The sequence below is a fragment of the Celeribacter ethanolicus genome, assembly GCF_001550095.1.
In the GTDB taxonomy this organism is placed as follows: Bacteria; Pseudomonadota; Alphaproteobacteria; order Rhodobacterales; family Rhodobacteraceae; genus Celeribacter; species Celeribacter ethanolicus.
Map to the genome: position 1 here is coordinate 113,705 of NZ_LRUC01000004.1, position 25,598 is coordinate 139,302.

Here is a 25,598-nt window from a genome sequence, read left to right on the forward strand (position 1 = left end):
AATGACAGACACGCGGATCATCGTCGGAGCCATCGCGGGCGCCTTTGGCGTCCATGGCGAGGTGCGTATCAAGAGCTTCTGCGCCGATCCGGAGGACATCGGGGAGTATTCCCCACTGACCTCCGAAGATGGCACGGAATATGTCCTGACCCTGACCCGTGCGATCAAGAACGGCTTTGCCGCAGAGATCGAAGGTGTCGAGACCAAGGAAGAGGCGGACGCCCTGCGTGGCGTGACGCTCTATGCCGACCGCGCGCATCTGCCCTCCCTGCCCGACGACGAGTTCTACCATGCCGATCTGATCGGTCTCACCGTGCTCGACACGGGCGGAGCGGTGCTCGGCACGGTGCGCAACGTATTGAACCACGGCGCGGGCGATCTCTTGGAGGTGCAGGGACCGAAGCTAAAGACCCCTGTTCTCCTGCCCTTCACGTTGCAGAACGTGCCGACGGTCGATCTTGCCTCCGGCCGGATCATCGCAGACCCGCCGGACGGTCTCTTCGAATGACACTGAGAGGGGACAGACGCGTTCTGCTCCATGCCGGGTTCCACAAAACCGGCACCACCTCGCTGCAAAAAACATTCGAGCAGAACCGTCATCTGCTCGACCCGCATGTGGAAACCTATCTGCGTTACGATTTTCGCACCGGTCTCCTCGTCCGCCCGGTGCGAAAATTCGCCGCCCAGCGCAACAAGGCGGCGAAAGAGGCGATCCTTGAAGAGGCCACGCTGTTTTTCACGGGGCTCGACCATAGCGATCCCCGCCCCGTCTTCATCAGCCATGAAAACCTGTCCGGCACCTATATCGGCAAGGATCGTGTCGCCAGCTATGCTGCGGCCCCGATCGCGGCAAAGATCATTCAGGATGCCTGGCGCAGCGTGACCGGAGGCACGCACAATCTGGAATTTTTATACTCAACGCGCAGAACGGGATGGATTGCGTCCTGTCATTGGCAGAGAGTCATCACGGATCGGGAAACCCGGGACCTCGCGCAATATGAAAAGCAATATGCGCATGCCGCCGATCTGGACATCGTGGTCGATCAGATTTGCGATGCCGTGGCTCCCGGTCGCGTCCACAGTTTCGCCATCGAAGACGTTCGGCACCCCGCCTTGTCTGCGCTCGAACACCTCGGCCTCGGCGCGCTTTGGCCCGGATTTGACATCCCCGACAATCAACATACCGCTCTGGACGGGGCAACGCGCACAGAGCTTTTGGCGCTCAATCGTTCGCCCCTCAAAGGGCCTGAGTTCTACGCCCGGCGCAGCGCCCTGCTTGGGCTGCCGCACGCCTCTGCGGCAGAGGGGCGCCGATAAATGCGGCGGCTGGTCGTTCATGGCGGGTTTCACAAAACCGGCACGACCTCGCTGCAGAAAACCCTGAAACTCAACGCGCGCCTGCTGGTCGATCATGTCGAGGTGCATGTTCAGGAAAACCTCTGGATGGTGCCTCTGGCCGAGGCGGTGCTCGAATTCTCTCTCGCCCGCAATCCCGAGACCAAGGCCCGCATCCGCAGCGAGGCCCGGGCGCTGTTCGCCACCTTCGATCTCGACGATCCCCGCCCGATCCTGATTTCCTCGGAACATCTGGCCGGTCACATGATCGGGGTCGGGTCGGTTCAGCGCTATGTCGCCGGCCCGATCGCCATGGAAATCCTTCGTGACGTCTGGCGCGAAAGAGCCGGGGCGGAGGCGCCGTTCGATCTCTATTATTCGACCCGGCGGGAGGGCTGGATCGCGTCCTGCCACTGGCAGCGGCTGAAATTCAAGCGCTGCCTCCTCAATCTCGAGGACTTCGCCGCCCGCTATCCTCTGGCCAGCGACTTCGACACGATCCTCGACATGGCGCGGGCGCGTCTCGGGGCGGAGAGCGTGCATGCCATGGCGCTTGACGACATGAGCCACCCGATCGACCCGGTGCTCGATCTTCTCGAGCTCACGCATCTGCGTCCCGTCATCACACTGCGCCACCGGGTCAATGCCTATCCCGGCGGCAATGCCCGTGAGGCGCTTCTGGAACTGAACCGCTCCGATCTGCACGGCGCGCCCTATATCGCGGCACGCGATGCGATCATTTCTCCCGCACAGCACATTCCCAAGCCCTGACATGCGAGGCTATATGGGGCCATGAGCGACGATTCGATCCCGACCCGACCCGCAGACATCCCGGCCACCGCCCGGTCCCATGGCCGTCTGGCCGTCCGCCCGACGCTGAAACCGCGCGAGCTGATGACCAATACGCCCGACATCGCGGGCGTGTGGAAGGCCAAGGTGATCACGCTGTTTCCCGGCGCCTTTCCCGGCGTTCTGGGCGAGAGCCTGACCGGCAAGGCGTTGCAGGACGGCACATGGCAGCTCGAACCCATCCATTTGCGCGAGTTCGGCGAGGGCAAGCACAAGAATGTCGACGACACGCCCGCAGGCGGCGGCGCGGGCATGGTGATCCGCCCCGACGTCATGGGCAACGCCATTGATTTCGCAATGAACGGCGTGCCGCCGGATCGCGCCAAATGGCCTCTGGTCTACCTCTCGCCGCGTGGAAGGCGCTTCGATCAGGCGACGGCGAAACGCTGGTCCGAGGCACAAGGCATCACGATGATCTGCGGCCGGTTCGAGGGCGTCGATGACCGGGTGCTGTTTCACTACGGCATCGAAGAGGTCTCGCTCGGCGATTTCGTCCTCACCGGAGGCGAGATCGCGGCACAGGCGATGATCGACGCCACGGTGCGTCTCTTGCCCGGCGTGCTCGGCAATGCCGAGAGCGTCGAGGAGGAAAGCCATTCGAACGGCCTTCTGGAACACCCGCAATTCACCCGCCCCGCCGAATGGCGCGGCCTGCCGATTCCGGAGGTCCTGATGTCCGGCCATCACGGCAAGATCGCCGAATGGCGCCAGAAGATGGCCGAGAAGATCACCCGCGACCGCCGCCCCGACATGTGGGCGGCCTATGAGGCAAGCCGCAAGCCGGACGAATAAGCCGCGTCCCAAGCCACGCAAGCGTCAAAACACCGCGAATGACAACTCTGTACGGATCGGCACTTGCCCGGATGCGGGTCTGCGCCTAGCCTCGCCCGGACAACAACCAGAGCAGAACACCTTGGACAGCCAAAGGCATACCCAGATCGACGGCCTGCGCGCGCTCGCCATGACCGGCGTGCTTTATGTGCATTTCTGGGACCGGCAACCTCTGACCGAAAACCTGCGGGTGTCCCTGTTCTTCACAGTCAGCGGGTTCCTGATCACCCATATCCTGATTGCCGCCAAGGAAAGCGGTCGCTCTGTCAGCATAGGAAATTTCTACATCCGCCGTGCGCTCCGGCTGTTTCCCGCGCTGTTCGTCCTCGGCGCCGCCGCGGTGATCTTCGACATGGATGGCGCGCGCACCTCCTGGCCCTGGCATGTGTTGCAGGCCTCGAACCTCTTTTTCGCCTTCCATGAACAGTTCAGCCCCTGGGTGTTCAGCCATCTCTGGAGCCTCAACATCCTAGAACAGTTCTACCTGATCTGGCCCCTGGTGATCCTGCTCATGCCGATCCGGGGTATTTATCTTGTGACGCTGGGCATGCTGGTCGGCTCCGCCTTCGTCTATGCCCATGGCAACGACATGGGGTTGACCGACTGGACCCGGCGCCTGATTTTTCAGTTCGATCCGATTGCCAGCGGTGCGCTCACTTATCTTTTGGTGCGGCACAACCGCGATGTGCGCGAGGTGGTCACCTCCCGCTGGGCCCTTCTGGCGGCGCTCATGGTCATGGCCTCACCGTCCTTCCTCTGGCCGGGGTTCAGTGAAGACCCGACCTATCGCCTGCTCTGCCAACCGGCGCTCGGCGTCGTCGTCGCCGGAGCCTGGCATGGCTATCGCGGCCCGATCGGCTGGCTCCTGGGCTGCCGCGCCGCGCAGTTCATCAGCAAGATCAGTTACGGCGTCTTCATGTACCATCTGGCGATCTGGTGGGCGATGGCGCAACTCGGCTCGCCGCTTTACGACACCGGCCCGCTGCCGTTTTTTGCCATGACCGGCCTCAGCGTCCTGGCGGCGACGCTATCCTGGTATCTCATAGAGGAACCGATTTCGCGGCTGAAACTGCGCTTCCCGACGGCCCGTCCCGCCAACCTGGCCGTGACCGCCTGAGCGCACCTGAAAAGCGGCGCATAACGCTTGCATTCCGGGGCATTTCTGCCTAGAAACCGCCCGTCCGGGGTCGAGATTCGACCAACCGGGCCTTTGCGTTTTGTCCGGGCCTGTTCTTCGACGCCCGACCCGACAGGCGGAAAGACCAAAGCAAAGACGACCTGAACCCTCCGGCGGGCATCCTTCCTTGCAAGGCTGCGATGGACCCGATCGAAGATGCGGAGCTCTGAGGCGGTTGAAACTTCGTGGCATACCACGAGCAAATTGGAGTGTAAGCGATGGATCTGATCGCACAGCTTGAAGCCGAGCAAATCGAAGCTCTCGGCAAAACCATCCCGGATTTCAAGGCCGGTGACACCATCCGCGTCGGTTACAAAGTGACCGAGGGTTCCCGCACCCGTGTGCAGAACTACGAAGGTGTCTGCATCTCCCGTAAGAACGGCAAAGGCATTGCCGGGTCCTTCACGGTTCGCAAAATTTCCTTCGGTGAAGGCGTCGAGCGTGTGTTCCCGCTCTACTCCACCAACATCGAATACATCGAGGTGGTGCGTCGCGGCCGTGTGCGTCGTTCCAAACTGTACTACCTCCGTTCGCGTCGCGGCAAATCCGCCCGTATCGCGGAAGTCACCAACTACAAGTCGCTCGAAGCCTGAGGATCGTCACGATGAAAAACGATATCCATCCCGACTACCACTTCATCGACGTCAAAATGACCGATGGCACCATCGTCAAAATGCGTTCCACCTGGGGCTCCGAAGGCGACACCCTGTCGCTCGACATCGACCCCTCGGTGCACCCGGCCTGGACCGGCGGCAACTCCCGCCTGCTCGACGCCGGTGGCCGCGTGTCCAAGTTCAAAAACAAATACGCTGGCCTCGGCTTCTGAGCCTCCGCCCGTATCTGACATGCAAAGGCCCGCCATCTGGCGGGCCTTTTCGTTTGGTCGTCACGCAGGATCATCAAGACCTTACTGCGCCGCGACTTCGGCCAGAAGCGGCGTGATCAGCCGCACCGCGGCACGGCGATTGCTGCGGTCGGCCTCAATGGTCTGGACCTTGAGATAGCGCTCGCCATAGCCTTGCACGACCATGTTTTCCGGCGGCACGTCGAAATATTCGGTCAGTGCGAGGGCCAGACTTTCCGCACGACGGTCCGACAGCGCCAGGTTCATCGTCGCAGGCCCGACCGCATCGGTGTGCCCTTCGACCAGAAACACCTCACGCGGGTTGGCGGCAATCGCCTCACGCATCGCCCGCCCCAGAGCCGCAAGCTCCTCGGCCTCAGTGGGCGAGATCGCCGCGGAGCCGGTGGCGAAGGTCACATTGGTCAGTTCGATCTCCGGCGCCAGCTCGCGCACCGCGCGGATCGAACGGATCTGGTTCAGGGAAAAGCGACGGTTCAGCGCCTCGTTCTCCATCTGACTGGCGGCAAGGGCCGCGCGCAGGGCGTCTTCGTCTTGCGTGTAAGTCACTGTCTTCTGAGACGGCGACGGCAGAGCCGTCACATCGACCGCCTCAATGGCCTGCGTGTCATCGAACAGCACAACGCGCGTGCCATCGACAAGCACACGTTCGCGACGCAACACCCGACCGTCGGCGGAGCGAATCGTCACCACCTCGCTGCCGTCTTCACGATTCAGCGTGGTCCGGGTCGAGCCGTCGGTGAAGCTCTCCGTGGTCACCTGGGAACCGGGTTGGCGCAACAGGGCGTCGTCATTCTTGAGCACGCGCAACTGGCCGTCGCGCTCAACAATCACCCGGTCACCGGTATTGGCCACCACCTGATCGTCATCGGCGAGCACATTGCCGATGACGGCGGCGCCCACGGCCCCGATCAGGAATTTCTCGAGATTGGACAGACCCTCGTCGTCCTTCTCACTCTGCGCCGTGGCCCGGTTGGCGAATTCCTCGTTCGAGGCCCGCGTGGTTTCGCGCGTTACGGTCTCGGTCTCGACCTCAATCTCCTGTCCGGTCTCGGCCGAAGCCGCTGCCGCCGGGGCCGCCTGCGTCTCTTCCTCAGCCGCCTGCGCCGCCTCTTCCTCGGCCTGCGCCTTGAGCACCTCCTCGGTCATCTCGACGGCCTGGGCCTCACCTGCATCGGTCGGGACGAAAATTCCTTCGGCCTCATCGGGGATCTGCGGCTTGACCTCCGCATCGGACATCTCGCCCCTGACCGGATTATCCGCCATCGGCGCCATCTCCTCATTCGTGACTTCCAAGGTCTCGTTCGGTTCCATCGGCTGCACCGTCACATCACCGCCCATATCACCGCCCGTCTCAGCCTCTTCCGACGCAAGCGCCTCTTCCAGCATCTGGGTCGGGTCACTCTCGGTCACATCCGGCACAACCGTCCCCATTTCCGGCACCGTTTCCGTGGTCGCTTCAGAAGCTTCCGTCGTTGCCTCCTCCCCAGCGGCAGGCATGTCCTCCGCCAGTTGATCGGCCAGGATGTCTTCCTCGACCACCTCCTGATGTTCGAGATCGGCGGTGGCCTCTTCCCCCACGGTCGCGGGAGCGGTTTCCACCTCCTCGCGCGGCGCAGCAATGCCAAGCGCCTCATAGGCTTCGACGGCACTGACGACACGGCCGTCCTTCAGCAGCACCGTTCCCTCTTCGGTCATGCAGGGCGGCTGAATGTCGCTGCAACTCTCCAGCACCATGTTCTCCTCCACCGCCTGCGCGTCCTGTGCCAGAGCGGGTGTCCCCAGCCCGAGACCGATGAGGCCGAAACCGGTGGCGGCCGTGCTCATAATCATGCGTTTCATATGTCTTCTCCCAGAGTGATGCGGCCCCTGGAGGTCCGCACATGTCCCGTCTCAACGCATGAAACCGCAAATTCGTTTCCATATCCGCGTCGCAACACTGCGGAACGGATCGCGAAAACCGGGCGAAACGCTCTTGCACGGCAGCCAAAAACATCGTCATACAAGGTCTCAAAGAGACAACACACGCAGCGCAAAAGCGCGCGGACAGAACGGGAAATTGGGAACGTGGCGCATATCATTATCGTCGGCAACGAGAAGGGCGGAGCGGGAAAATCGACCGTTTCCATGCATGTGGCGACGGCTTTGGCGCGGCTGGGCCACCGGGTCGGCGCTCTGGATCTCGATCTGCGGCAAAAGACCTTTGCCCGCTATCTGGAAAACCGCCTGAGCTATTGCCTGCGCGACGGGATCGAACTTCCAACGCCGGACTACCGCGACCTTCCCCAGGTAGATGCCGACGATCTGGCCGAGGGCGAAAACATCTACGACCGGCGCCTGTCCATGGCCGTCGCGGGGCTGGAAGAAACCTGCGATTTCATCCTGATCGACTGCCCCGGCTCCCACACGCGCCTCTCGCAGGTGGCGCATACGCTCGCCGATACGCTGATCACCCCGATGAACGACAGCTTCATCGACTTCGATCTTCTGGCCCGCGTCGATCCGGACAGCAACAAGATCCTCGGCCCCTCAGTCTATTCGGAAATGGTCTGGAACGCCCGGCAATTGCGGGCGCAGGCCGGGCTCAAGCCCATCGACTGGGTGGTTCTGCGCAACCGTCTCGGCGCGCAGCAGATGCACAACAAGAAAAAGATCGGCGATGCGTTGGGCGAGCTGTCGAAACGCATCGGGTTTCGCGTTGCTCCCGGGTTTTCCGAACGGGTGATCTTCCGGGAACTGTTTCCGCGCGGGCTGACGCTTTTGGATCTCAAGGACATCGGCGTCAAATCCGCGATGAACATTTCCAATGTCGCCGCCCGTCAGGAATTGCGCGACCTGATGAAAGAGCTGAACCTGCCCGGCGTCGCGGTCGATTTCTGATCGCGCATCAGGCCTCAGCCCATCCGATCCAGACGGCGCAGAAACGCATCGCCTTTCTGACGCGTCACCATGTGGCGCTCCCCTGGCACACTGCGGGAGACGGTCTCGGCGAGCGGCGAGCGGCTGGGCGCATTGTGCTCCGCCCGGCCACGATGCTGCCAGATCAACAGGGCAACGGCCAAAATCATCAGACCAAGCCCAACGGCCATGAGCGTGACCTGTGCGCTGGCGTCAAATCCGATCGGCACTTGCCCGAACAGCGCCTTCACCTGCATGACGATGTCCATCGCAAGATCTCCACAATCCTCCGGTTAACCGCGACTGTCCCCCGAAAAGGGGCAGAATTCCGGCCAGCCTGTGGTCAAAACTGTGGAATTTCGTGATGCTCGCAAGACAGGTTAACCTGACCGCGCCCGCCAGAGCGCCCCGGCCCGTTCTACGGGGTCGGTTTCCCCTAAAGTCTCCAGTGCTAAGGACGCCGTGGCCAGCACGATCGCCTCCGCAAAAGGATCGTCGAGCGCCCCGCCCCAAAGGGCCGTGAGGCGGGAGAGATCGGTTTCGCCATCGTTGAGCCTGCGCGTATCCTCATGAGCCGGGGGCACAAACCCGTCCCAGCGCGCGCCCTCTCGCAGGCCAAACACCTGAACATCCTTCGACGGATTGCGCTCGAACTCGCCGCCGCCGCCTTTGATCACCGACAGGGATTTCAGGCCCAAAAGCGCCGAGGCATCCGCCTGCAATTCCCGATACGGCGGGTGAAACACTCCCTGAACCGAGGCCCCTGCCCCGCCCGGATTGAGCATCCGAGCCACGGTATTGAGACAGGAGCGAAGGCCGAAAACCGCGCGCAGTTGCAAGAGGTGCAGAAGCTCCGGCGAAAAATTCTCAAGCGGCAGATAGGCGATGCCTTCTGTCGCCATGACCTCGCGCGCGTGATCCGGACTGTCGCAGGAGGTGATCCCCGCACAGGGCATCCCTTCGCGCACCAGATGGCCGCTTTCGCCCAGCCCGTTCCAGCCATGCATCAGGACCTTATACCCGCCCTCGGCCACAAGCCGCGCGGACAAGAGGAACCACGGCAAGCCCCGCGTGCGGCCCGCCGCATAGGACGGCCAATCGAGATCGGGCATGGGCACGGCCACAAGCGTATCGCGCAGCGCACGGGTAAATCCCGCGATCTCCTCAGGCACTTCGCCCTTCATCCGCATCAGCATCAGCATCGCACCGACGCTTTCGGGCGCGGCCTCGCCCCGGAGCACACGCGCCATCGCCTCATGCGCCTCGTCATAGCTCAGGGATCGGGACCGGCCCGGGCCACGACCCAGAATCCGAACGAATTCGGCAATGCTCATCGGGTGTCCCCTCGGTTTACTCTGCGGCTGCGCGGCCCTTGATCCGTTCGATCAGCGCCTTGATCTCGGGTCGACAGGAGCCACAATTCGTGCCCGCCTGCAGCGCCTCGCCAATCGCTTCGACCGTCATCAATCCGCGTGTTTCAATCGCGGACAGAATAGTGTTCACGCCCACATTGAAGCAAGAGCAGAGCACGGGCCCCGGATCGGGTTGATCGGCGGGGGATTTGCCCGAGAGCACCATCGGCGCCTCCTGTCCCGGCAGATGGGTCAGGTAATCGCGCATCACGGCAACCGGTTGGCACGACACGAAAAGCGCGGCTTGCAGCGCGCCGTCCTTGTGAAAGGCGATGCGCGCGGTGCCTTTGGCCGGGTCGAGCATGGTCTGGACAACCGCATCGGCCAGATCGAAGAGCTGGCGTGCCGCCTCAACCCAATCTTCGGGCGTCTCGCGCCCCGCCAGTTCCATGCGATAGCCCGCGTAGGTTTTGGCCTGCGCCCAATACTCCGCATCGGCTTTCACCGGGGCTTGCGAAATCGCAAAACCATACCACGCCGCCTCAAACGGTTTGATCTGCGCCACCGCAGCCTTGCTTTCCGGCTGACCGGAGACCGGATCCGTCACCGCGGCCACAAGCGCGTCGATTCGTGCGGCGGGGGCGTTTTCGCCGGTCCAGTGCATCGGCGCGAAAATCTCGCCAGGGGCGATCCGGTCGGTGATCATGGCGCGCAGGATCGCCTTGCCATTGGGCGATGTGACCTCAACGAGAGAGGTCGGACCAATGCCACGGGCGCGGGCATCGTCCGGGTGAATCTCGATGAACGGCTCGCCCAGATGGGCATTGAGGCGCGGTGCGCGGGCGGTGCGGGTCATGGTGTGCCACTGATCGCGGACCCGACCGGTGTTCAGCCGGAACGGATAGCGCGGTTCGGTTTTCGCCACGGGGGGCTTCCACGACACGGCCAGCATCCGGGCCTTGCCATCGGGGGTATAGAATTTGCCATCGGCAAAGAAACGACCGCCCTGTTTGCCATCGGAGACCGGCCAGCGGGTCGGCGCGAGCGCGTCATACTCGGCGTCCGACAGGTCCTTGAGACCGGAGATGTCGAAATCCTTGCCAAAGCCACCGGCAATGCCGGACAGGGCGGCATATTCGCGGAAAATCTCGGCGGGGTTCTCGTAATCGAAGGCCGCGCCATAGCCCATCAGACGCCCGACCTCGGCCAATTGCCACCAGTCGGGGCGCGCCTCGCCCGGCGCGGGCAGGACGATGCGTTGTCGCGAAATGATGCGGTCGGAATTAGTCACCGTGCCGCTTTTCTCGCCCCAGCCGGTGGCGGGCAATAGCACATGGGCAAGGCGCGCCGTATCGGTCGCCTCGGTGATGTCGGAGACCACGACAAACTCGCAGCCCGCAATGGCCTCGCGCACCTTATCGGCGTCCGGCATGGATACGGCGGGGTTGGTATGAAGGATCCACAGCGCCTTGATCTTGCCCTCGCCCACGGCGCGGAACATGTCGACGGCTTTGAGACCGGCCTGTTCCGGGATGACCGGGGCGGACCAGAAATCACCCACGGCCTTGCGATGGTCGCCATTCTCGATGTCGAGATGGCAGGCGAGCATATTGGCAAGCCCGCCGACCTCGCGCCCGCCCATGGCGTTGGGCTGACCGGTGACGGAAAACGGCCCAAGCCCGGCGCGCCCGATGCGACCCGTGGCGAGGTGGCAATTGATGATCGCGTTGACCTTGTCGGTGCCGGAGGAGGATTGGTTGACGCCTTGGGAAAAGATCGTCACGACCTTTTCCGTACCGCACCAAAGCGCATAGAACTCAGCCAGCAGATCGTCCGACAGGCCCGTCACGGAGAGATCGTCGGCCTTGGCGGCTTCGATGGCCTCATCGAGACCCGTGACATGTTCGGCGAACTCCCGGTCGATCAGGCCACGCTTTTCGATCTCAGCCAAAAGCCCGTTGAACAGCGCTACATCGGCCCCCGGTTTCACCGGCAGATGCAGGTCCGCCAGATCGCAGGAGGCGGTGCGGCGCGGGTCGATGACGACGAGCTTTTGCTCCGGGCGTTTCTTGCGATTGGCCAGAATGCGTTGATAAAGCACCGGGTGGCACCATGCGAGGTTCGACCCGGTGAGCACGATCAGATCGGCCTCACCAAGGTCCTCATAGGTACCGGGAACCGTGTCGGTGCCAAAGGCGCGTTTGTGTCCGGCCACAGTCGAGGCCATGCAGAGGCGCGAATTCGTGTCGATATTGGCCGAGCCGATGAAGCCTTTCATCAGCTTGTTGGCGACATAATAATCCTCGGTCAGGAGCTGGCCGGAGACGTAAAAGGCCACGCTGTCGGGGCCATGTTCGGCGATGGCTTCGGAGAACTTGCGCGCCACAAGGCCCAACGCGCTGTCCCAATCCGTGTCCTCGCCATGGACGCGCGGGGCCAGAAGCCGCCCGTCGAGCGAGACGGTTTCTCCCAGCGCCGTACCCTTGGAACAAAGACGCCCGAAATTCGCCGGGTGGCTTTTGTCGCCGCGCACATCGAGGCCGCCCTGCCCGTCCGGGCCCAGAACGACACCGCACCCGACCCCGCAATAGGGGCAGGTCGAGCGGATCGCACAGCTGGAGTTCGGAGCTTTCATCCCATCACCTCCAAAACCGGTGCCGCAGCCGTTTCCTGATAGGCCGGACCGAAAATCAGCATGTCGCGCATGTCGGAAATATCAACGCCGTCACGGATCAGGTTGAAGAACCAGCCGCCATCATCCGTATCGCCATACATCACCGTGCCCACGAGCCGCCCCTCCTCGATCACGAGGCGCTTGTAAATCGCGGCCTGCGGATCGGAATAGGTGATGCATTCGCGGCCCTGCGTCTCGCGGAAATCTCCGGCGGAGAAGAGATCGCAGCCGGTGACTTTGAGCTTGGTCGACACATCCTTGTTGACGAAGCTCGCGGGCAGATCGCGGAGCGTCTTGGCCAGCACCTTGGCCTGATCGAAAAGCGGAGCAACGAGGCCGAAGACCTGCCCATCATGTTCGACGCATTCACCCAAGGCAAAGACATCGGGAGCGGTGGTCCGCAACTGGTCATCCACCAGAATGCCGCGCTTGGTCTCAATACCGCAGGCGCGGGCCAGAGCGATAGAGGGGCGGATGCCCACAGCCATCACCACGAGATCGCAATAGAGCATGCGCCCATCGTCCAGCAGAAGGGCGCGCACACGCCCCTCGTCATTCGCGATGACCTCTTTCGAATTGGCACCACAGATCACCTCGATGCCACGCGCCTCCAGCGCATCCTGTAACAAGCCAGCAGCCGGAGCGTCGAGTTGCCGATCCATCAGGTGATCGTTGAGATGCACCACAGTGACATGCGTCCCGCGCGCGGCCATGCCCGCCGCCGCCTCAAGCCCCAGAAGCCCGCCGCCGATCACAACGGCACGCCCGTTCGGTTTTTCAGCCAAACGGACCATCTCTTCGGTGTCTTCGAGATCGCGATAGGCGATGACGCCGGGCAAATCATGGCCCGGAAGCGGGACGATAAACGGGGTCGAGCCGGTCGCGATGACAAGCTTGTCATAAGGCACTTCGCCGCGTTCACCGAACACGACGCGCCGCTCCGGGTCGATCCGTGTGACGCGTTCGCCGAAGCGGCAGGTCACGTCATGGCGGGCATACCAATCGTCATCATGGGTAACGATCTCGTCATAGCAGAGCTCCCCCGCCAAAACCGGCGAGAGCATCAGACGGTTGTAGGTTCCGCGCGGCTCCGCATTGAAAAGCGTGATGTCGAAGACCCCGGGAGCCTCGTTGATCAGGTGATCGAGAAGCCGCCCCGTGGCCATACCCGCACCGATGATGACAAGCCGTTCCGCCATATCTTTACTCCGCCGCGATGGCCTTCGGTTCAGGCTTTTTTGGTTTTGCGCCGTGCTCATATTCCTCAAGAAAATCGAGCACGTCCTGCCGGTAGGCATAGTAATCCGGGTGCTCCAGAAGCGCCTTGCGGGTGCGCGGACGCGGCAGGTTCACCTCGGTGATCTTGCCGATCGTCGCCTGCGGCCCGTTGGTCATCATCACAACACGGTCGGCCAGAAGGATCGCTTCGTCGACATCGTGCGTGACACAGATCGCGGTCACTTTCGTGCGCTCCCAGACCTCCATGAGCACCTCCTGCAACTCCCAGCGCGTCAGGCTGTCGAGCATGCCGAAAGGCTCATCGAGCAGGAGAAGTTTCGGAGAGAGGGCAAAGGCGCGGGCGATGCCCACACGTTGCCGCATGCCGTTGGACATCTCCGAGGCGGGCTTGTCCATAGCGTCGGCGAGGCCGACCCTTTCAAGATAATATTCAATGACGTCCTGCCGCTCGGATTGCGACGCACCGGGATAGACTTTGTCGACACCAATGGCCACGTTCTCCTTTGCTGTGAGCCAGGGAAACAGGTTCGGCGACTGGAACACCACGGCACGCTCCGGATCGGCGCCACGCACCTCGAAACCGTCGAGTTTGATCGCGCCTTTCGAAATGTCGTTGAGCCCGGCCGCCATGGTCAGAACCGTGGATTTGCCACAGCCCGAATGCCCGATCAGCGAAATGAACTCGCCCCGGTTGAGTTTGAGGTTGAAGTCCTCCACGACCGTCAGCGGCCCTTTCGGGGTTGGGTAGATCTTGTGGAGGCCTTCGAAGGTGAGGAATCTCTGCTCGATAAGTCCCTCTTGTGCTTTTTCCACCGCCGCGGGCACCTTTTGGTTGTGGATCGCGGTGATCCCCGGCAGCTGTTTGAGGCCTTCCGCCTTGGCTTCGATGCCCACATCCATGAGATAATTGGTCACGGCCGCGCGCAGGTGGTGGAAGGTCTCGTCATGGTTCATCTCGGTGCGGTCACGCGGACGCGGAATGTCGACCTTGAACTCATCGCCAAGCGTCCCGTCGGGATTGAGCGCGATGATCCGGTCGGCCAGAAGGATCGCTTCGTCCACATCGTTGGTGATCAGAACGCAGGTCTTCTTGTCGGCGTCCCAGATGTGTTCGATCTCGTCGGCAAGGTTCGCCCGCGTCAGCGCATCGAGCGCAGAGAGCGGCTCGTCCAGTAACAAAACCTCCGGGTTCATCGCCAGAGCGCGGGCGACGTTCACACGTTGCCGCATCCCGCCCGACAACTCCGCCGGGCGGCGCGTCTTGGCGTGGCTCAGCCCCACCATCTTGACGTAATGATCGACTTTTTCCTGTTGCTGGGCCTTCGAAAGCCCCGGAAAAATCGCATCCACGGCCAAGGCGACGTTTTGATCGACGGTGAGCCACGGCATCAGCGAATAGTTCTGAAAAATCACGCCGCGCTCGGGGCCGGGGCCGGTCACCGGCTGGCCTTTGAACGTCACGGAACCGGTAGAGGGCGTATCGAGCCCGGCCATCAGATTGATCAGCGTGGTCTTGCCGGAGCCGGAGAACCCGAGGAGCACAAGAAACTCGCCCTCCTCGACCGAAAGGTTGATGTTCCGAAGAACTTGGGTGCGGTGCAGACCCTCACCATAGCCCTTGGACACGTTGTCGAATGTCAGGAAACCCATGTCGATCACCGGTTGTTCGTGAAGGTGAAGAGGGATTGCAGCGCATACATCACGCGGTCCAGAAGGAAGCCGATGATGCCGATGGTGAGCACGGCGACGATGATTTTTGCCAAGGATTGCGAGGAGCCGTTCTGGAATTCGTCCCAGACGAATTTGCCAAGACCGGGGTTCTGCGCCAGCATCTCGGCGGCGATCAGCACCATCCAGCCCACACCCAAGCTAAGACGCAGACCTGTGAAGATCAGCGGCAGGGCGGAGGGCAGCACGAGCTTGGTGATCTTGGACCAAGTGCCCATTTTCAGCACTTTGGAAACCGACACGAGGTCTTTGTCGATGGAGGCCACACCCAGAGAGGTGTTGATCAGCGTCGGCCAGAGCGAACAGAGCGTCACGGTGATCGCGGAGACGAGGAAGGACTTGGCGAACAGGCCATCGTTCGTCGTGTAAAGCGCGGAAACCACCATGGTCACAATCGGCAGCCAGGCGAGCGGCGAGACCGGTTTGAAGATTTGCACCAGCGGGTTGATCGCGGCGTTCGCGTAAGGAGAAAGCCCGGCGAGAATGCCCAGCGGCATGGCAATGGCAGACCCGATCAGGAAGCCGAAGAACACAGTTTTGATCGAGGTCCAGATTTGTTCGTAGTAAGACGGCGAGCCGGTGTAAGGGATGTCCTTGACCTTATCCATCTCCCCCGCCGCGATGTATTTCGCGTTGCGCGCCTCGACGCGCTCAAGGAACGCGGCCTTTTTCTCGGCCTTGGCAATGGCGTCATGATGCAGGTTCACCGCCTCTTCCCACACCGCCGAGGGACCGGGGATGGCGCCCAGAGAGGTCTGAACCTTCGGTGCAAGAGCGCCCCAGAGCATCAGGAAGCCGACGATGGCCAGAACCGGAACGCCGAGAAGCTTCCAGATTTCCTTGACCTGCGCTTTCGGGTTGTCACCGGCGAGCGCTTTGAGGATCGGCGTCATCCAGGAGAGGCCCAGAACCTGAAACCAGGCGTCGGCCTTGTTGATCCGGGTGAAGAGTTTGGCGCGACGGGCCGCACGAGCTTTCGCTGTGGCCTCGGCGTCGAGCGCCCGTTCGTCACTTGGGTCGATAGCAGTCATTGCGGCGTCCTCACGAAAGACAGGGTATTTTGAAAAAGGCGGGCACAGCGGCGCTGCGCCCGCGCAGGAGAGGTTGATTAGCCTTTGACTTCCGTCCCTACGACCACTTGCTCGCCTTTCAGACCGATCGGCAGGCTGTCGAGATAGGCGTTGGGCGCTTTGCCGTCATAGGCGATGCCGTCGATGATGTCGGCAGCAGGCGTCGGCGCTTTGTAGCCATCGCTATCCCAGGGGAAGTCGGCCTCATTCGCCAGACCTTCGTCCACGAGAAGACGGGCCGCTTCGAGGTAGACCTCCGGCTTGTAGACGGATTTCGCTACTTCATCGTACCAGCTATCGGGCTTGGCTTCGGCGATTTGGCCCCAGCGACGCATCTGGGTCAGATACCAGACGGCGTCGGAATAGAACGGGTAGGTCGCATTGTAGCGGAAGAACACGTTGAAGTCCGGAACGTCGCGCTTGTCGCCTTTTTCGTACTCGAACGTGCCGGTCATGGAGTTCGCGATGACTTCCGGATCGGCGCCCACATAGTCCGGGCGGGACAGAATCTCGACGGCTTCCTGACGGTTGGCGTTGTCGTTCTCGTCAAGCCACATGGCGGCACGGATCAGCGCCTTGGTCACGGCCAGCGTGGTGTTCGGATACTGCTCGGCGAACTCGGCGGTGATGCCGAAGACTTTCTCCGGGTTGTTTTTCCAAAGCTCATAGTCGGTGATGACCGGCACACCGATGCCCTTGAACACGGCCTGCTGGTTCCACGGCTCACCCACGCAGTAGCCATAGATCGTACCGGCCTCCAAGGTGGCGGGCATCTGCGGCGGGGGCGTCACGGACAGGAACACATCGGCGCCGATCTGGCCGGTGATGTTCTCGGGCGAGTAGTAGCCCGGATGCAGACCTCCGGCAGCCAGCCAGTAGCGCAGTTCGTAGTTGTGGGTCGACACCGGGAAAACCATACCCATGTTGAAGGGCTTGCCTTCGGCTTTGTATTTTTCGACGACCGGCGCGAGAGCTGCGGCGGAGATCGGATGCTCCGGCTTGCCATCGGCCCCCATGGGAATGTTCGGCTTCATCTCTTCCCAGATCTCGTTCGACACGGTGATGCCGTTGCCGTTCAGATCCATGGAAAACGGCGTGATGATATGCGCTTCGGTGCCGAAGCCGATGGTCGCAGCAAGCGGCTGGCCCGCCAGCATATGCGCACCATCCAGTGTGCCGTCGATCACGCCATCGAGCAGAACTTTCCAGTTGGCCTGCGCTTCGAGCGTCACGAAGAGACCTTCGTCATCGAAGAAGCCCTGCTCATAGGCCACCGCGAGCGGTGCCATGTCCGTCAGCTTGATGAACCCGAAGGTCAGTTCGTCCTTTTCCAGATCGAGCATCTCGGCCCAACCTGGGGCTGCGAGTGCCGTCGTGGCCGCGAGGCCGAGAAGAAGCTTTTTCATCCGTGTGTCCCTGTGAAGATGAAAATACAAAAAAGCCGCCGATGGACCGCCAGGGAGGAGAAGGGCGGTCAATCGAGCGGCTTTGCTCTGTGTCCCGAATCTCCGGGACAAATTTCGTATCGCGGCATCGTTGCCTAGCGATGAGTTTGTTATGCCGGGAATCGCGCTGCGGATGCAAAGACCCTGACAAATGCGTCCAGGCAAAAATGCTGCACCCGCATCAAAATGCGAAAATTTTGTGCATCACTCCCCAGAAGGATCAAAAACGCGCCCATCGAAGAACTGATTGCGCGTCAGAATCAAATGCCCCGCTCCCGAGGCGACCGGGGTCGGCGCGCTCAGAGCCCCCTCGAGTTTCGACGAGGCCCCGGGCAAATCCGCGGAGGTCTGTGCCAAGGCCTGTCGATAGAGATCGGAACGGAACACCCCGCGCGCCACAGTGCGTGCCTGCGTCCGTTCAAGCCCGGTGCGGGCGGCAAGCTGAGTGCCGATCCATTCTGCCTGCGACCGCCAGGGGAAGGTCGCGGCCCCGTTGAAGAACTCTAGAAACCCCTCGACCCGCCGGGTTTCCCCGGTCGGCGCGATGACGATCTGGCCGGACAGCGCGCGTTCCAGCATCTCGGAGGGCAGATCGAGATAGTCCGGTCGGCTCAGAAGCTCAGAGGCAAGTGTCCGGCTGTCGGGCGAACCGAGCCAGCGTCCGGCGCGCCACACGGCCCGGATGAGCCGCCCCATCAGCGCGGTTTCCTGTTCGGCCCAGTCGGAACGCACCGCCAGCACCTTTTCCGGCGCGGCGGACCAGATCGCCGAGCCCGGCAGCAACAGCTCCCCCACACCCTCGTCCACCGCTTTCGAGCCCCAGGGCTCGCCGACGCAAAAAGCGTCGATCTCGCCCGTGGCCATGGCATCTGCCATCAGAGGCGGCGGCACGGTGCGGATGTCCACCGATTGCGGTGCCGGAAGCCCCAGCGCGGAGAGCCAGTAATACAGGAGTTCGGCGTGCATGGAGAACGGGAAGGGCACCCCGATCCGCAGCCGTCCCTTGACTGCCCCGATCAGGGCCCGGCCCGCCGCCTGTGCATCTTTGAAGGCAAAATCGTGCCCCTCGTCGCGCAGACGCGCTGCGAGAGCGTTCGACACACCGATGACATTGCCATTCATCGACAGGACGGCGACGGCCGACAGCTTCGCCCCGCTCCCGCCAAGCCCCAATGCGGTCGCGACCGGAACGGGCGACAACATATGCGCGGCCTCGACCTGTCCGAAACTCAGCATGTCACGCACCGAGGACCACGACGGTGCACGTTTCAAATCAAGCGCAATGCCCTCTTCCGCGGCAAAGCCCATTTCCTGCGCCACGATCAGCGGCGCGGCATCCACCAGCGGAATGAACCCGACGGAGAGTGTTGTCGCCCTCATCCCAGCAGCCCCGCCGCCGTCACCAGAGCCTGCGCCACATCGGCCACGCGCTTGCCCTGATCCATTGCCGCCTTGCGCAGCAGGGCATAGGCCTCGTCCTCACCGATCCCCCTGGCCCGCATCAGCATGCCCTTGGCCCGGTCGATCACCTTGCGCTCCTCAAGCGCCTTCTTGGTCTCGGCCAGCTCCGTGCGCATGCGCTGGAACATGCGAAACCGCACGATGGCGGCATCCATGATCGGTTTGACCCTCTGGGCCTGCAACCCGTCGACCACATAAGCCGACACCCCGGCCTCGATCGCGGCGGTCGAAAGCGCCTCGTCGGTGCTGTCTACGAACATGGCGACGGGACGGTCGAGCGGGCCGGAAGCCAGCGCCAGCTCCTCCATCGTGTCGCGCGAGGGATTTTCGATGTCGATCAGGACCACGTCGGGATTGCGCGCCTGAATCTGCCGCGCCAACCCGTTCGGGTCGTTGATGACGGAAATGTCGAATTCTCCGGCGGCGCGCAGGCTGTCCACGATCAGTTGGGCGCGGGTGCGGTCGGTTTCGACGACGATGACGGAAAGGGGAGCACTCATGCGGTCAGATCGTGGGAAGCCAGAAAGAAAGTAAACGATTCCCGCACGGGGCGGCATGAGAGGAGCCGAAGACAGACCTGCCCTTGCCTAATTTTTAGAACATCGCGGCGAATTTTCCGGCAATTCACATTTTCCCGAGACACCACTCCCGAAGCACCGCAAGCTCCGGTGCCACCGGTTCGGCGAAGTCACCCGCATAGGCCTGGAACGCGTCGAAATTCTTGGTGTTGACGCCGAGCAGCACCGGAATGCCTTCGGACAGCGCCGTGGCGATGAGGTCGCGGAAACCGCGCCCCTCGATCTCCTGCTTACCGAACTTGTTGATCACCACAAGATCCGCACCGGCCTCGAGCGCGGTTTCGGCATGATGCACGGCACGTTCCAGCCCGTCCGGGTCGAGGCGACAGCCCTTGGCCAGGGCGCCGAGGCTCTGGGAAATCGTCACACGCGCGCCGCCGGGCAAGAGACGCAACTCCATCCGGCATTTGATCTGATTGGGAAGTTCGGTGTTGATCTGCACCGCGCCGATCACGCGTCGCCCCTCGACCTCGAACCCTTCCGCAAGCTCCGCCAGCAGGCGATCCGTACCGCCACGGTCTTCCGTCATCACATAGCCGAGCATGGCCTGCCCCTTGATTTGCCCTGCCCCCGGCATACAGAATGGCGGGCAAGAGCAAAAGCCCTATGGAGGGACCCCGATGAGCAGCTATCCCGGCGTCATTCTCGCAGGTGGCGAAGGCACCCGCCTCGGCACGGTCGACAAAGGTCTTGTGGAGATCGGCGGCGCGCGTCTGATCGAAAGGGTCATCGACCGGCTTGCGCCGCAATGCGCCACTTTGGCGATCAGTGCCAATGGCGACCCGAAACGCTATGCCGAATTCGGCTATCCGATCATCCCCGACGCCACGGCACAAATGCAGGGGCCTCTGGCCGGTGTTCTCGCCGGGCTAGACTGGGCGGCGACGAAAGGTTTCGAGGCGATCGTGACGGTCGCCACCGACACGCCGTTCTTCCCGACCGATCTTGTCGCCCGCCTGTCGCAGGTGTCCCGGCCCGAGGGGTTTGGCATCGCGGTCACAGAAGAGGATGGCAAAACGCGCTGGCATCCGACCTTCGGGCTTTGGCCGGTGAGCCTGCGCGACGATCTGCGCGTCGCGCTGGCCCGGCATCAGCGGCGCATGGTGCAATTCGCGGAAAGCAAGGGCGCTGTGCCGGTTCTGTTCGAGAGCCCCACGCCCGCAGAACTGTTCTTCAACATCAACACGGCCGAGGATCTGGCGCAGGCCGAAGAGATGTTGGCCCGCGTCTGATCACTTGCGCCGGATCAGGTAGGCCTGGCGCGCACCGCAATCTTCCATGCCGAGATAGTCATGCCCGGCCTCGTTGCAGAAATGCGGCACGTCGATCACCGCGGCCGGATCGGAGGCCAGAAGCAGCAAGATCTGCCCCGGCGCCATGGCCAAGAGGCGCTTGCGGGCCTTCAGCACCGGCAAAGGACAGATCAGCCCGACCGCGTCCAGTTCTTCGTCCCAATGTGGCATATTCTCAGACATCATGGCCGAGGCTTAGGGCGCCCCCGCCTGTCTGTCCAGACGTCTTCGACGCCCCTCAGCCTCGCAGGCCACGCGCCTGACGCAGGGCCGGATCGGGAAACAGATAGGTCTCCTCGAGCCGCGTCCTGAGATACTCCGCCGCCTGAACCGGCGGATAATGCGCGGCCTCGGTGCGCGGCAGGGGCGCGATCACGCTGTCGGGATTCGGATCGAGATAGAAGGCCGCCAGCGTCCGGGGCCGGACCGGAGGCAACAAGCGATGCGGCAGGGAACGGTATTGATCATTGGTCCAGCGCATCAGCCCTTCCCCCACCAGCACAAGCAGCGCGCCAGGGATTTCCGGCACATCGCGCCACTGCCCGGATCGGCTCAGATATTGCACTCCTCCCGTGCCATCGGTGAGCACCACCGTGAGCGCCCCGTAATCGAATTGCGGCTGATTTCCGGGGGGCATACCCTGTGGCCAGGTGGGGTAATGCGACAGGCGCAGCGTCGCCATCGGATCGGTGAAATGCGGCTGGAAAAACCCCTGCGGCAGATCGAGATCGCGCTCGACGCCGCGCATCAGGGCGCGACCGAGCCCCAGCATCTCCTTGTAATAGTCGCGCATGACATCGCGAAACATGTCATCCTCCGGCCAGAGGTTCGGCCCCCGGAACGGCTCGCCTGCCTGCACGCGCGGATCGCTCTCCGGGAGATCCAGCCCGAGGCTGAAACTTTCCTTGGCCAAAGGCGTTCCGGACGCGCCACCGAGCATTTCGACACCCGAGGCCGCCCAACCGCGATTGATCGGCGAATGACGGATGTCGAGCGACGCCTTCTCCGCCTCTGGCAGAGCAAAGAAACTCTCGGATGCGTTCAGCACCTCGCGCAGAAGTCCTCGCGGGATGCCGTGTTCGGACAGCAGGAATACGCCTTCGTCACGACAGGCCTGCCCCACCTGTCTTGCAAATCCGAGCGGGTCCTTGCCCGAGGCCTGTAGTCGAAAATCCAGTAAAGGTATCATTTGAAAATCTCTCGAATGGTCACCTGCGCCTCCTCCTCCCAAATGATCCGCAGGCCGATCATCGGGTCGGTTCAGGATACATGCGCGATGCCCGCCCGGAGAGCACAACCCAAGGGAGAACGGCTTGAAAATTTAAAAATGGTCAAAGCACGGGCTGTTTTTCATCCAGAAGATCAAATCCGGTGCATCCATGGTGCGGCAGCCTGTCGCAGTTATGCACAGGTTCACACCGAAGCGTGCACGGCTTGCGACCTAAAATTTGTCATAACGGTAAAAAATCCTTCACAGAACCATCACACTCTCCCGGCATGTGGTCGCCTGTGCAGGACCGGCCTGGGCTCAGCCCGGCCTTCGATGTCTTGCGCCTCCTCCATGAGGGGGAAGCACCGTGCGCCACAGACAGCGGGCGCCTCACCATGACAGGCCCGGATCGGGTCCAGACCGGAGACGTAAGATGAACACGATGAAGATCACGGCGGCTGCCGCCGCTTTCGCCCTCGCAGGCACCGCCGCTTTCGCGGAAACCGAGATCACCTGGTGGCACGCCATGGGCGGCAACCTCGGCGAGACCGTCAACAAGATCGCCGAAGGTTTCAACGCCTCGCAGGACGAGTACAAGATCACCCCGGTGTTCAAAGGCTCTTATGAAGAGACCCTGACCTCCGGCATCGCCGCCTTCCGTGCGGGCGAACAGCCGAACATCATGCAGGTGTTTGACGCCGGCTCCGCCACCGTGATCGGTGCTCAAGGCGCGACTGTTCCGGTGCAGGATTTGCTGTCCGAGAACGGCGTCGATTTCGACATCAACGACTACATCCCGGGAGTGCGGTATTTCTACGCCGACAACCAAGGCAAGATGATCGGCATGCCGTTCAACTCCTCCTCGCCGGTGATGTATTACAACGCCGACGCGCTGGCCGCCGCTGGCGTCGAAGTACCGACCACCTACGAAGAATTCGAAGAGATCGCGCCGAAGCTCAAAGAGGCCGGTTACATCCCGCTCGTGCAGACGCACCTGCCGTGGGAATTCGTCGAGAACTTCCATTCCCGTCACAACCTGCCGTTTGCGACCAACGCCAATGGCTATGACGGCGCTGAAGGCACGCAGATCCTCGTCAACTCCGACGAGATGAAAATGCACTTCACCAAGGTCAAGGAATGGCTCGACGAAGGCTATTTCGGCTTCTTCGGCACCGGTTGGGACGACAACCAGGCGCAATTCGAAGACGGCAAAGCCGCGATGTACATCGGCTCCTCGGGTGACTTCGGCGGCCTGACCACGAAAGGCATGTCCTTCGAGTGGGGCTCCGCCTACCTCCCCTACTGGGCGTCGATCACTGACGAGGGCTACCAGACCTTCATCGGCGGCGCAGCTCTGTTCGCGATGTCCGGCAAATCCGCAGAAGAAAACAAAGCGACCGCCGAGTTCTTCCGCTACCTGACCTCGCCGGAAGTTCAATACATGTGGCACCGTGAAACCGGTTACGTTCCGGTCACCACCGCCGCTTACGAGCTGGCCAAAGCCGATGGTCACTACGACCGTTTCCCGGCCGCTGAAACTGGCCCGAAACAGCTGATGCTGCAAGCTGGGGAAAACACCCGTGGCTACCGCATGGGCTTCTACGTCCAAATCCGTGACGTGGAAAACCGTGAGCTGGGTCGTGTGCTCTCCGGCGAGACCACCGTCGAGGACGCTCTGGCCACGATCGAAAAAGAAGGCAACGAGCTTCTCGCCCGTTTCGCCAAGACCCAAGGGTAATTCCGGTCTTCAAGACATCTCTGGCGGCCGCGACCTCGCGGCCGTCAGGCTTTTGCGAAAGGTCCCTCCCATGAAACGCGCAGGCTTTGCCTCCCGCTGGTTGCCGATCCTCCTTCTGGTGCCGCAGCTTTCGATCATCCTCGTCTTTTTCTACTGGCCCGCCGCCTATGCGGTAAAATCGTCTTTCTACCTGCAAGACCCGTTCGGCTTCGGGCAGACCTTTGTCGGGCTGGAAAACTACAGTTCACTGGCAGACTCCGCCGAATATCTCAGAGTGACGAACTTCACCGTGGTGTTCACGGTTTTGGTGACGTTTTTCTCGCTGGCGCTGGCGCTGTTGCTGGCGGTGAAGGCGGATAAGGTGATCCGGGGCGCGAAGAGCTATCGCACACTGTTGATGTGGGTCTATGCGGTCGCGCCGCCAGTGGCGGGCTATATGGGGCTGATCCTGTTCAACCAGCGCTGGGGGCCGCTCACGGAGCTATTCGGCATGTTCGGTTGGGAGTTCAACCTGCGGGCGGATTATTTCGATACGGCCTTTGCCATGGTGGTCGTCTCCGTCTGGAAACAGGTGCCGGTGAATTTCATCTTCTTCCTCTCCGGGCTCCAGAGCATTCCGAAATCCGTGCGCGAAGCCGCCCTGATCGACAACCGCTCTGCCTCTGGCCGGTTCTGGGACGTGACCTTTCCGCTCTTGGCACCCACCGGTTTTTTCCTCCTGATCATCAACATCACCTACGCGCTCTTCGACACCTTCGGCGTCATCGACACGCTGGTGAAAGGCGAGCCCGCGAACAATCCGATGACGCTGGTCTACAAGGTCTATATCGACGGCTTCCGCGGCAATGACCTTGGCGGATCGTCGGCGCAATCGGTGGTTCTGATGCTGTTGGTTTTGGCGCTGACCGTGTTCCAGTTCCGCATGGTCGAAAAACGCATTCATTATACGTGAGGCAGGACAATGGCTGACATCTCCCTCTCCACCGCCACGCCGGTCATCCCCCGCCGTCGTTTTCTCTGGTCCACTCTGGTGGACCACGCGGTGCTCATCACCGGCGCGCTCATCATGTTCTTTCCGCTTCTGGTGATGCTGCAAACCGCCTCGACGCCCGATATCGAGACGATGAAATACGGGCCTGGCCTCTACTTTGGCGATCAGCTCGACGACAATTTCCGCAAGGCGATGTTCGAGGCCTCGGGCTTTTCCGGCGCGAACACCGGGTTGTCGATGTTCAAGAACTCGCTGATCCTCGGCCTTGGCTTTGCCATCGGCAAGATCGTCATCGGCATGATGGCCGCTTACGCCATCGTCTACTTCCGCCTGCGGTTTGCGACGTTCGCCTTTTGGCTGATCTTCACCACGCTCTTGTTGCCGCTCGAAGTGCGCATTCTGCCCTCCTATGAGATCACGCAAAAACTGGGCCTTCTCAACACCTACACCGGTCTCATCGTGCCGCTCATTGCCTCCGCCACCGCGACGTTCTTTTTCCGCCAGTTCTTCCGCTCCGTGCCCGAAGAGCTGGTCGAAGCCGCCCGCATCGACGGCGCAGGGCCGGTGAAATTCTTCATCGACATCCTCGTGCCGCTCTCGCAGACCATGATCGCCGCGATGTTCATCATCATGTTCGTCTATGGCTGGAACCAATATCTCTGGCCCACGATGATCACCACGGACGAAGGCATGTACACCCTCGTACGCGGCATCAAGCGGATCGTTCAGGTGCTGCAGGGCGGCAATGAAATCCCCGAATACGGACGCGCGAATGTGCTGGCGATCATCGCCGTTCTGCCGCCCGTCGCCATCGTCATTTTCTTCCAGAGCTGGTTCGTCAAGGGCCTCACGGAATCCGACAAATAAG

The 25,598-nt window shown here is 62.0% G+C and carries 24 protein-coding genes and 1 pseudogene; 12 read left to right on the forward strand and 13 right to left on the reverse strand.

Annotated elements, in window-relative coordinates:
• Nucleotide 1: 1 nt before the first annotated feature.
• The 7 genes from rimM (at nucleotide 2) to rpmE (ending at nucleotide 5,018) form a co-directional block, all read left to right on the forward strand.
• Entirely contained in the window at nucleotides 2-508 is a 507-nt protein-coding gene (rimM, locus tag NH195_RS01645; RefSeq protein WP_066702066.1) for a ribosome maturation factor RimM, read from the forward strand.
• Entirely contained in the window at nucleotides 505-1,317 is an 813-nt protein-coding gene (locus tag NH195_RS01650; protein ID WP_066702069.1) for a hypothetical protein, read from the forward strand. The genes rimM and NH195_RS01650 overlap by 4 nt, the downstream gene beginning before the upstream one ends.
• Nucleotides 1,318-2,106, forward strand: a complete 789-nt coding sequence (locus NH195_RS01655; RefSeq protein ID WP_066702071.1) for a hypothetical protein — start codon at nucleotides 1,318-1,320, stop codon at nucleotides 2,104-2,106.
• Nucleotides 2,107-2,127: 21 nt separating this feature from the next.
• On the forward strand, nucleotides 2,128-2,976 hold the full coding sequence (gene trmD / locus NH195_RS01660) for a tRNA (guanosine(37)-N1)-methyltransferase TrmD (protein WP_202906473.1): 849 nt from the start codon (nucleotides 2,128-2,130) through the stop codon (nucleotides 2,974-2,976).
• A gap of 121 nt (nucleotides 2,977-3,097) precedes the next feature.
• Entirely contained in the window at nucleotides 3,098-4,132 is a 1,035-nt protein-coding gene (locus NH195_RS01665; protein WP_066702073.1) for an acyltransferase family protein, read from the forward strand.
• Between the two features lie 278 nt (nucleotides 4,133-4,410).
• Entirely contained in the window at nucleotides 4,411-4,785 is a 375-nt protein-coding gene (gene rplS, locus NH195_RS01670) for a 50S ribosomal protein L19 (protein WP_066702075.1), read from the forward strand.
• A gap of 11 nt (nucleotides 4,786-4,796) precedes the next feature.
• Entirely contained in the window at nucleotides 4,797-5,018 is a 222-nt protein-coding gene (rpmE, locus tag NH195_RS01675) for a 50S ribosomal protein L31 (protein WP_066702091.1), read from the forward strand.
• Nucleotides 5,019-5,099: 81 nt separating this feature from the next.
• On the opposite strand, the gene NH195_RS01680 is transcribed toward rpmE, so the two are convergent.
• A complete protein-coding gene (locus NH195_RS01680) occupies nucleotides 5,100-6,896 on the reverse strand; it encodes an OmpA family protein (protein WP_066702096.1) in 1,797 nt (598 codons plus the stop codon).
• A gap of 225 nt (nucleotides 6,897-7,121) precedes the next feature.
• Here NH195_RS01680 and NH195_RS01685 point away from each other — a divergent pair, with 225 nt between their 5' ends.
• Entirely contained in the window at nucleotides 7,122-7,934 is an 813-nt protein-coding gene (locus tag NH195_RS01685) for a division plane positioning ATPase MipZ (protein WP_066702102.1), read from the forward strand.
• Between the two features lie 14 nt (nucleotides 7,935-7,948).
• On the opposite strand, the gene NH195_RS01690 is transcribed toward NH195_RS01685, so the two are convergent.
• From NH195_RS01690 to NH195_RS01735, 10 genes and pseudogenes are all read right to left on the reverse strand, one after another.
• Nucleotides 7,949-8,221, reverse strand: a complete 273-nt coding sequence (locus tag NH195_RS01690) for a hypothetical protein (RefSeq protein ID WP_066702105.1) — start codon at nucleotides 8,219-8,221, stop codon at nucleotides 7,949-7,951.
• A gap of 111 nt (nucleotides 8,222-8,332) precedes the next feature.
• Nucleotides 8,333-9,286: a glycosyl transferase family protein gene (locus NH195_RS01695; RefSeq protein WP_066702109.1), complete on the reverse strand. Its 954-nt coding sequence runs from the start codon at nucleotides 9,284-9,286 to the stop codon at nucleotides 8,333-8,335.
• A 16-nt stretch (nucleotides 9,287-9,302) separates the two neighbouring features.
• Nucleotides 9,303-11,939 carry a nitrate reductase gene (locus NH195_RS01700; protein ID WP_066702111.1) on the reverse strand — a complete coding sequence of 879 codons (2,637 nt, stop codon included), beginning with the start codon at nucleotides 11,937-11,939 and terminating at the stop codon, nucleotides 9,303-9,305.
• Nucleotides 11,940-11,950: 11 nt separating this feature from the next.
• Nucleotides 11,951-13,177 (reverse strand): annotated as a pseudogene (locus NH195_RS01705) (NAD(P)/FAD-dependent oxidoreductase); the annotation flags it as partial.
• A 4-nt stretch (nucleotides 13,178-13,181) separates the two neighbouring features.
• Nucleotides 13,182-14,867 carry an ABC transporter ATP-binding protein gene (locus NH195_RS01710; protein ID WP_202906474.1) on the reverse strand — a complete coding sequence of 562 codons (1,686 nt, stop codon included), beginning with the start codon at nucleotides 14,865-14,867 and terminating at the stop codon, nucleotides 13,182-13,184.
• Between the two features lie 5 nt (nucleotides 14,868-14,872).
• Complete coding sequence (locus tag NH195_RS01715; protein ID WP_066702119.1) at nucleotides 14,873-15,976, reverse strand: ABC transporter permease; 1,104 nt, start codon at nucleotides 15,974-15,976, stop codon at nucleotides 14,873-14,875.
• A gap of 77 nt (nucleotides 15,977-16,053) precedes the next feature.
• Nucleotides 16,054-17,421, reverse strand: a complete 1,368-nt coding sequence (locus NH195_RS01720; RefSeq protein ID WP_066702122.1) for a CmpA/NrtA family ABC transporter substrate-binding protein — start codon at nucleotides 17,419-17,421, stop codon at nucleotides 16,054-16,056.
• Between the two features lie 243 nt (nucleotides 17,422-17,664).
• A complete protein-coding gene (locus NH195_RS01725; RefSeq protein ID WP_066702125.1) occupies nucleotides 17,665-18,840 on the reverse strand; it encodes a CmpA/NrtA family ABC transporter substrate-binding protein in 1,176 nt (391 codons plus the stop codon).
• Nucleotides 18,837-19,421 (reverse strand): ANTAR domain-containing response regulator, encoded by a 585-nt coding sequence (locus tag NH195_RS01730; protein ID WP_066702128.1) that lies wholly within the window; start codon nucleotides 19,419-19,421, stop codon nucleotides 18,837-18,839. The genes NH195_RS01725 and NH195_RS01730 overlap by 4 nt, the downstream gene beginning before the upstream one ends.
• 124 nt (nucleotides 19,422-19,545) lie before the next feature.
• Complete coding sequence (locus tag NH195_RS01735; protein WP_066702131.1) at nucleotides 19,546-20,043, reverse strand: DUF2478 domain-containing protein; 498 nt, start codon at nucleotides 20,041-20,043, stop codon at nucleotides 19,546-19,548.
• Between the two features lie 76 nt (nucleotides 20,044-20,119).
• Between NH195_RS01735 and mobA the strand changes: the two genes are divergently transcribed.
• Nucleotides 20,120-20,731, forward strand: coding sequence for a molybdenum cofactor guanylyltransferase MobA (gene mobA / locus NH195_RS01740; RefSeq protein WP_066702133.1), 612 nt, complete (start codon nucleotides 20,120-20,122; stop codon nucleotides 20,729-20,731).
• Here the strand turns inward: mobA and NH195_RS01745 are convergent, their stop codons facing one another.
• Nucleotides 20,732-20,977 carry a sulfurtransferase TusA family protein gene (locus NH195_RS01745; RefSeq protein WP_238379675.1) on the reverse strand — a complete coding sequence of 82 codons (246 nt, stop codon included), beginning with the start codon at nucleotides 20,975-20,977 and terminating at the stop codon, nucleotides 20,732-20,734.
• A 52-nt stretch (nucleotides 20,978-21,029) separates the two neighbouring features.
• The gene (locus tag NH195_RS01750) at nucleotides 21,030-21,980 is read right to left on the reverse strand and encodes an isopenicillin N synthase family dioxygenase (protein ID WP_066702134.1); all 951 of its coding nucleotides are present in this window, start codon (nucleotides 21,978-21,980) and stop codon (nucleotides 21,030-21,032) included.
• Nucleotides 21,981-22,434: 454 nt separating this feature from the next.
• On the opposite strand from NH195_RS01750, the gene NH195_RS01755 reads away from it, so the two are divergent.
• The 3 genes from NH195_RS01755 to NH195_RS01765 all read left to right on the forward strand — a co-directional run bounded on the left by NH195_RS01755 (nucleotide 22,435) and on the right by NH195_RS01765 (nucleotide 25,597).
• Nucleotides 22,435-23,739 carry an extracellular solute-binding protein gene (locus NH195_RS01755; RefSeq protein ID WP_202906475.1) on the forward strand — a complete coding sequence of 435 codons (1,305 nt, stop codon included), beginning with the start codon at nucleotides 22,435-22,437 and terminating at the stop codon, nucleotides 23,737-23,739.
• A gap of 70 nt (nucleotides 23,740-23,809) precedes the next feature.
• Nucleotides 23,810-24,691 carry an ABC transporter permease subunit gene (locus tag NH195_RS01760; protein ID WP_066702137.1) on the forward strand — a complete coding sequence of 294 codons (882 nt, stop codon included), beginning with the start codon at nucleotides 23,810-23,812 and terminating at the stop codon, nucleotides 24,689-24,691.
• Nucleotides 24,692-24,700: 9 nt separating this feature from the next.
• A complete protein-coding gene (locus NH195_RS01765; protein WP_066702139.1) occupies nucleotides 24,701-25,597 on the forward strand; it encodes an ABC transporter permease subunit in 897 nt (298 codons plus the stop codon).
• Nucleotide 25,598: the final 1 nt, after the last annotated feature.